Source organism: Streptomyces sp. NBC_00335 (assembly GCF_036127095.1).
Taxonomy (GTDB): Bacteria; Actinomycetota; Actinomycetes; order Streptomycetales; family Streptomycetaceae; genus Streptomyces.
Window position 1 is genome coordinate 8,699,435 of sequence record NZ_CP108006.1, and the last position, 6,858, is coordinate 8,706,292.

Below are 6,858 nucleotides of genomic sequence, written 5' to 3' on the forward strand. Positions count from 1 at the left end.
GCGGCGTACCTGGTGAGGGAGGGCCTTGGCCCGGGTGGCTGCTGTCATGGGGTGACCAGCCGGCTGTCATGGAGCGAATATGTGCTGGTGGACCGCTGCCACCAGCCTGCACATTCACACGATGAGATCTTGTTCCACTGCCGGCCCCCCCCACGTGGCAACTGCAGTATGCGAGCCCTGTTCGGCCGGATCGCTACGCTGCGGGGATGGATCATCCCGCCAGGCGGTACTACAACCCGGAGATCACGGCGACCGAGGAGCGTGACCTGCTGCGGCGGAACTATCTGCTGATTCAAACGCTTCAGGCCTCGCTGGGGCTCATCGGGCCGGATGTTCTCGCCATCGCCGTCGAGCCTCGGCCGGAAGAGGTCGTCCTCCACTTCGCTGTCGCCGAGCTCACTGCTGAGGTGGAGGAAGATGTCGAAGACATCGTCTTCGAGCTCACGGTGTTCCTCGCCGGTGGTCCCGAGCAGCGCTCGAAGATCACCACGGAACTGCACGTCGGCGACCCGCATGCGACCTGGCACAGCCGCCGCTACGCGATGCTCTACCGCACCAAGATCAAGACCGAGGCGGAGTAACCGAACTTCACAGGCAATCGGCACCCCGCCGTCTCGGCGTTCACCCCCCGCCGGGTTTACCCCCGGGCTGGAGGTCCTTTGTCGCACCTTCGCACGTCAGATGGACGCGTTCAGGATGTGGCGGGTGATGGCGGCGGCTTCGTCCGGGTGGTGGTCTAGCCAGTCGGTGAGGTGTTCGTGGACGGCTTCCTGGACGTAGGTATCTGCCTCGGGATTGCTGAGCTTCGTCCGGGTGGCGCCTTCGAAGACGGGACGGGCGAGCTTCACGGAGACGACCGCGGTCAGGCCCTCGTGGATGGCTTCGGCCGTGATGTCCTTGTCGTTCGCGCGCAGATGCCGTTGACGGCGTGCGTATTCGTTGATGAGGTCCGTGAGTGCGGTGCGGAAGCCCTGTTCGTGTGCGCCGCCCTCATGGGTGCGTGTGCTGTTCGCGAAGGAGCGGAACTCTCCCGGCGACCAGGTGTTCCACTGCATGGCGACCTGTACGGAGATCGTCTTGTCCTGGTTCTCCGACTCGAAGGCGATGGCGGGGGAGTGGACGAGGCTCGGGGGGTAGGGGTTGAGGTGGGCGACGTAGGCCCGTAGGCCGTCCGTGTGGTGGTAGCGGGCCGGTCGCTCCGGCCGTTCGTCGGTGAGTGAGATGGCCAGGCCGTCGTTGAGGAAGGCCAGTTCCTGGAGGCGCTGCGACAGCGTGGCGAACGAGTAGTGGGTGGTCTCGAAGATGCCTGTGTCGGGCATGAACGTAATCGCGGTCCCGTGATTGCCCGTCTCCTCGTGCCTCGTCAGGGGAGTGAGCGGGGTGCCCTTCTCGTACGCCTGGGTCCAACGGTGGCCGTCTCGGTGGACTTCGACCGTGAGACGGCTCGACAGTGCGTTGACCACGCACAGGCCCAGGCCGCTGATGCCGCCGGAGACCCCGTAGCCGCTGTGGGGCTTGGTGTCGAAGGACAGCTCCGTCAGCTCGCGTTCGAGGGCCGACATGCCGGTGGACTCCTCCACCTGGACGGGCAGGCCCCGCCCGTTGTCCGCGACGCGAATGGCGCCGTCCGGGGTGATCGTGACGTCGATGGTGTCGGCGTGGCCGGCAAGGTGCTCGTCGACGGCGTACGTGACGACCTCGAACACCATCTGGTGCAGACCGCGCTCGCTGGTCGAGCCGATGTACATGCCGGGGCGCCTGCGTATCCCCTCGCGGGCCTCGAGTACCTGGATGTGACTGGCGTTGTACTCATTCACGTTCGCGGGCTGACTGGGGTTGCCGGACTCGGTCATGAAACACCCTCCCTGGCCGTCCTGAGCATGTGTGTGAGCGGATGCAGCCGAAGCGGCCGAAGCGGCTTCCACGCGGGTCTCCGGCGCATGCCCATCCTAGGGTTCTGAGGGAAAAACCGCAGGTCAGGCCCTCTAGGATGAGGTCCCAGGTGGTCGCATCCACGGCTTGTCTGCAGCCGTCGTTCTAGGGGACCGCTGCTGGGAGCGGAGCAGCGCGAAGGCCCCGCCGAAGGCGCGCGGAGGGCGTTCTCGGCTGGGCCTGAGGTGCCTTTTCCTACGGATTTCCGGCAGGGTGCGACACGCTACTGCGCCCAGTGGGTGCGGAGCTCGGCGAGGACAGCAGGTCGGTCGGTGGTGAGCTTGTCGCGCTTGGAGATCCATACGCCGAGCTTCACGGTCACCAGCTCGGCCTCGCTGGCGACTGTGATCTCCTCCCCGTGGGCCCTGGGAACCGGCCGGTGGGTGTCTTCCTGCTCGACTCGCCGCGTGAGGGCTGTCAGGCCGCGCTGTGCCTGGTCGCCGACCTGGCTGGGCCTCTTCGCCGTGCGCGGCGCTGCGGGCTATGGAGCTGGGTGCTTTGGTCTGCTGGGTGCGGTGTCGGGTGTGCGGGCGGGGCTGCATTCGACGATCTCGCGTGCGGCCCGCAGCTTGCTGGGGTGATCGCCGATGAGTCTGGTGGTGATCAGGATGGCGCGGATGATGGGGACGCCTTGGTCCTTCAGGTGCTGCTGGACGGTGTCCATGCCGGTCCCTGCGGTGAGAAGGTCTCGGCATTGATCGATGTGGTCGGCGATCTGCTGCGCCTGATTGGGGGACAGTCCGCTGACGGATGCAAGGAGTTCTTCTGCGGTGGGCGTGGGCATGTTGGGATCTTCTCAAAGGGGTCGCTGCCAGCAATACAGTGTCGCGGCTACTTGGACCAGTTCACGCCGAGCTCGGCGAGGGCGGCGTGCTGGTCTGCGGTGAGCTTGTCCCGCCGGCTCTTCGTGTTGGAGATCCATACGCCAAGTCGAACGGTCACCGCCTCCGTCTCTCCGTCGACCGCGACGACCTCGGTGTGGCCGCGGGGCACGGGTCGGCCGGCGCCTTCCCGTTCCACCCACTGCGTCAAGGCCACCAAGCCCCGCTGGAACGCCTGCTGCGCCTTACTCGGCCCCTTCGCTCCGCGTCCGGCCGCAGGGGCAGGGAAGGGCACCTGGTCGGGGTGTACGTCGAGCTTGCTCAGCCTCTCCTGTTGCTCGGCCGATAGCTGTGCCCATGTGTGGGGTTGTTTCTGGCGTTCCAGCCAGCGGCCGAGGTCGTCGCCGTCGTAGAGGACGCCGGGTGCGATGGCCGGCAAGATGCCGCTGGTTTCGGTTTGGGCGAGGTCCGCGAGGACGCGGTAGTGCCGCTGCCAGTCCAGCGGCCACGGGCAGTCCCAGTCCCGGTCGATGGCGGTCAGCTGCGCGGCGCGGGTGGTCGCGGTGTCCTGGTTCTTGCCGAGGCCGTTTTTGGGGCCTTTGCGGCGGAGGTTGGCCATGAACTGTCCGATGGCGAGTTGGTCGTCGTCGCCCTCGCCTTCGCCCCAGACGGCGTCTTGCCTCGGGGCGAGGTGTCCGTTGGCGCGCCGGTAGGAGCGGAGTGCGGCGAGTTTGGTCTCCCATGCTTCCTGGCCGGGTTCCCACACCATCCCTGCTTGGGGGGAGTCGAGGAGGGTTTTTCGGTGCTCGTCCAGCTCTCCCGTCCGCAGGGCTTTGCGCTGCTGGTGGACCCACCGTCCGAGGGGAAACTCCTTCGTGACCCCCACTTCGACCTCGACGTCGTAGGGGACGGCGTGGACGCCGGTGATCTCGTTCTCCGCCCGCCACCGCAGGAGCGCTTGGTAGCCCTCCAGCCAGACGAGGGATTCGGGCCGGTAGACCCGGGTGCGCAGGAACGCCGCGATGGTGGCGGCGTCGCGCGGGGTGGAGAAGTGGAGAAGTGCGGACTCGATGGCTGTATCGGCGCTGCTCTCCTGGCCGCCGTCGTCGGGCTCACCTCCGATGCGGCCGGCTCCGACGATCCGGCCGTCTTGGTCGCGCTGGAGGTGGACGTGGTGCTGTCCGTGGGTGAGGGCGCGGGAGGCGAGTTGCTCGACGAGTCGTTCCGAGTGAGAACGCAGGCCCTGGAGGACGGCGACGAGGGGCTTGTAGCTGGCGGAGGCGACCATGTCCTTGGGGTTCTCGCCCGGCTGGAGGAACACCGGCACGATGATCCGGGCGACCTTCGTGCTGCCGTCCCGGTGGGGGCGCAGCGCCCGTCCGATGTTCTGCACGATCTCGACTTGGGAGCCGCGGGTGTCCGCGAAGCAGATCGCATCGACCCCCCGCTCGCCGGTGATGTCGACGCCTTCCCCGAGAACGCGTACGGAGGCGAGGAACGCGCGGTGGACCCGCCGGTTGTCGGCGTCGATGCCGTTGGCGAACTGGCGCAGGGCTTCGCGGCGCTCGGTGACGAGGTGGTCCCCGCACAGCCATGCCGACCACAGGCGGTCCGGGGGTACGTGGCGGCCGGCCTCCAGCTCGTAGAACTCCGCGGCGATCGGCGACGCGGGCAGGGTGTCCGCCTGGGTGAGGGCGGTGTCGGAGGTCTCGCTGGCATACAGCTCGGCGGCGGTCTGGGGCAGCTTGTCGGCGAACGCGGCGGCTTCCTCGACTCGCTGGTGGAAGGTCATGACGGTGCGGAGGTTGTGCGCGGCGGCGTGCTCCAGGAGTGCGGTCTGCAGCAGTGCTAGGCGCCGGCCGCGTAGCGATTCCTCCGATAGGACGAGCGGCTGCCGTTCGGGTTCGTGGATCTCCAGCACGTCGATCTCGAAACCGGCAAGGATCTCCCGCTCGATGGCCTCCGACAGGCCGAGCTCGGCGATCCACTCGCCGTAGGGCCCGTCCGGATCGCTGGTCATGGACGCGATCTCCACTTCCTGGCCGTCGGCGCCGCGCTGGGGGTGGGCCGCGGCGAGGATGCGCGGGGTCGCGGTGAGGTAGAGCCGGTAGGCGGCGGGGATGCGGGTGTTGTCGTGGATCGCGGCCCACGGCCGACCAAGATCACCGGCGGTGCCGTGGGCTTCGTCGACGATCGCGAGGTCGAACGGTGCCATCTGCTGCCCGTACAGCCGCTCTCCGCCCGCCAGGGCGGCCTCCAGCGGGCCGCGAACCTTGCGCTGTTCCCCGGGTCCTTCGGGGTCCTCGCGGTCGACGAGGGAGGCGTACGTGGCGAGAACGACGACTGGCCCGGAGCCGGCCCACAGGGACAGCTGGATCGGGTTGGTCGTGGTGCGCACGCCCAGCGAGTCGAGCACCGGGTCGTTCTCCAGGGAGCAGACGGCGACCATAGGGGCGCGGTGGCCGACGAGCCGCCACGCCTGGGCGGTCTGGGCGAGGAGGTCCAGGGTCGGGACGGTGACGAGGATCCGTCCGCCGGAGAAGCACTCCAGGGCGCTCGCCGCGGCCGTGATGGTCTTCCCGGAGCCGGTCGCGGACACGATCGTGGCCCGCGCCCCCTGAGTAGGCACGGAAAACCTTGCAGGGAATCCAACCCACTTACGGAAATGCGCCTTCTGGTCGACCTGGTGTTCCCGGAGCTGAATCACAAGATAGCTGCCGATCTCTCACACTTTTACGAATGAAACAAGCATCGGAATCCCTTGGAGAGACCGGAGCTACCAACCCTGTTCGGACGGGCCGACGATTTCGTGTCCGATCTGCTTGGCGAGGTGCTGCGCACGTTCTTCAGTGAAAGGGCGGACGTGTACGTACACGGTGTGGTTGGTAGCCGGGTTGCCGTCGGCGTCGCTGTTGAAGCAGGCCTGGACGCCTGTGCGGGCATGCTCGGGTCCGAGATCGAGCTCGGGTACTGCCGGCCAGCTGAGTGCCATCCAGTCGATCTGCCCCCAAGAAGCCTTCCGTAGCACGCCCGCAGCCCGCTCAAGCAGGTCACTGTCCACAGGTTCCTCGACCGAGAGCTTCATCGGCAGCAAGCCGGCCAGCGCAGTAGCATCGCGGGGAAGGTCGACACCGCGGAGTAGCGAGTCACCTCCCGAGTACCAGCCCTGAGGGAACACCTCGAGGGCCTCCAGGACCTCCTCCACCCGGCACAGTTCGGCATCCAGGCCGACGGTTGCGTTCTCCCACAGCTCCCCGCACCCGACCAGAAGCTGAGCCACGGCGATTACCGCGTCTACGTTGCCACTCTCACTCCGATAGATTGGATAGGCCCTTGCCTCACCCATATTCCCCGCCCTCTTCCTGCCCAGTGATATAGTCTATTTCCGCCAATGGTACATGCTGCATCTACCAGATGCAGTCGTCATGCCAGAACCCGATAGGAGTCCCGATGACCGAGTCCGCCGAGAATCCGTGGACTCCTGCTCATCAGGCGGTGGAGTCGGGTGACCATGCCGAGTTGACCCGTCTCCTCGACGCGGGCGTGGACCCCGAAGAGGTCTGTTGTGGGATGACGCTCCTGCTTCACGCGATTGATGTGGAGGGGGATGGGGCGCTCCAGTCCGGCGGTCCGCTCGATTCGGCGCTCACCGCGATCTTGCTGGCCTACGGAGCTGACCCCACCGCAACACCCGAAGGCGAGACGCCACGCCAGTTGGCGAGTTCTGACAACCATGACATGGCAGTCAGGCTCCTGGACCGGCACACAGCAGCCCTCGCGGTTCCTGTTGCCGGCCCGCGGAGCGGGCTGTGGTCCTGGAGGCGGAGCCGGAAGGACTGAGGGTGGGAGCGAAGCGGACACCCAACGGGCCGTAGGCCCGGCCCCAGTGAAACGGGGTCATCTCCCGCGCGAAGCGCGGGAGTCCGTGGGGCTGCGAAGCAGCTCCACTCTGGGTGGAGCGCAGCGGAACCCAGAGCCAGTCCGGAGCGAAGCGCAGGACTCCCGGCCCGAAGGGCCGGCTATAGCTCGGAGCGACGCGCAGAGCCGGGCCCGACGGGCCCGGCCGAGCGCAGCGAGGCCGTTCGGTCCTGAGCGCGCAGCGCTC

General features: G+C 67.4%; 6 protein-coding genes. 2 read left to right on the forward strand and 4 right to left on the reverse strand.

Going from position 1 to position 6,858, the window contains the following annotated elements; all coding sequences use genetic code 11:
* Nucleotides 1–206: 206 nt before the first annotated feature.
* A complete protein-coding gene (locus tag OHA37_RS39465; RefSeq protein WP_266914148.1) occupies nt 207–581 on the forward strand; it encodes a hypothetical protein in 375 nt (124 codons plus the stop codon).
* 96 nt (nt 582–677) lie between these two features.
* On the opposite strand, the gene OHA37_RS39470 is transcribed toward OHA37_RS39465, so the two are convergent.
* From OHA37_RS39470 to OHA37_RS39485, 4 genes are all read right to left on the reverse strand, one after another.
* Nucleotides 678–1,853, reverse strand: coding sequence for an ATP-binding protein (locus tag OHA37_RS39470; RefSeq protein ID WP_266914150.1), 1,176 nt, complete (start codon nt 1,851–1,853; stop codon nt 678–680).
* Between the two features lie 560 nt (nt 1,854–2,413).
* Nucleotides 2,414–2,716, reverse strand: a complete 303-nt coding sequence (locus OHA37_RS39475) for a hypothetical protein (RefSeq protein ID WP_266914152.1) — start codon at nt 2,714–2,716, stop codon at nt 2,414–2,416.
* Nucleotides 2,717–2,763: 47 nt separating this feature from the next.
* Nucleotides 2,764–5,460, reverse strand: coding sequence for a DEAD/DEAH box helicase (locus OHA37_RS39480; protein WP_266914154.1), 2,697 nt, complete (start codon nt 5,458–5,460; stop codon nt 2,764–2,766).
* A 69-nt stretch (nt 5,461–5,529) separates the two neighbouring features.
* Entirely contained in the window at nt 5,530–6,033 is a 504-nt protein-coding gene (locus OHA37_RS39485; protein WP_266914156.1) for a hypothetical protein, read from the reverse strand.
* A gap of 170 nt (nt 6,034–6,203) precedes the next feature.
* Between OHA37_RS39485 and OHA37_RS39490 the strand changes: the two genes are divergently transcribed.
* Nucleotides 6,204–6,593, forward strand: a complete 390-nt coding sequence (locus OHA37_RS39490) for an ankyrin repeat domain-containing protein (RefSeq protein WP_266914158.1) — start codon at nt 6,204–6,206, stop codon at nt 6,591–6,593.
* Nucleotides 6,594–6,858: the final 265 nt, after the last annotated feature.

What these genes read in the sequence shown, in the direction of transcription:
- OHA37_RS39475 (WP_266914152.1), bottom strand. Translation starts at nt 2,716, where the DNA reads ATGCCCACGCCCACCGCAGAAGAACTCCTTGCATCCGTCAGCGGACTG.
- OHA37_RS39465 (WP_266914148.1), top strand. Translation starts at nt 207, where the DNA reads ATGGATCATCCCGCCAGGCGGTACTACAACCCGGAGATCACGGCGACC.
- OHA37_RS39490 (WP_266914158.1), top strand. Translation starts at nt 6,204, where the DNA reads ATGACCGAGTCCGCCGAGAATCCGTGGACTCCTGCTCATCAGGCGGTG.
- OHA37_RS39470 (WP_266914150.1), bottom strand. Translation starts at nt 1,853, where the DNA reads ATGACCGAGTCCGGCAACCCCAGTCAGCCCGCGAACGTGAATGAGTAC.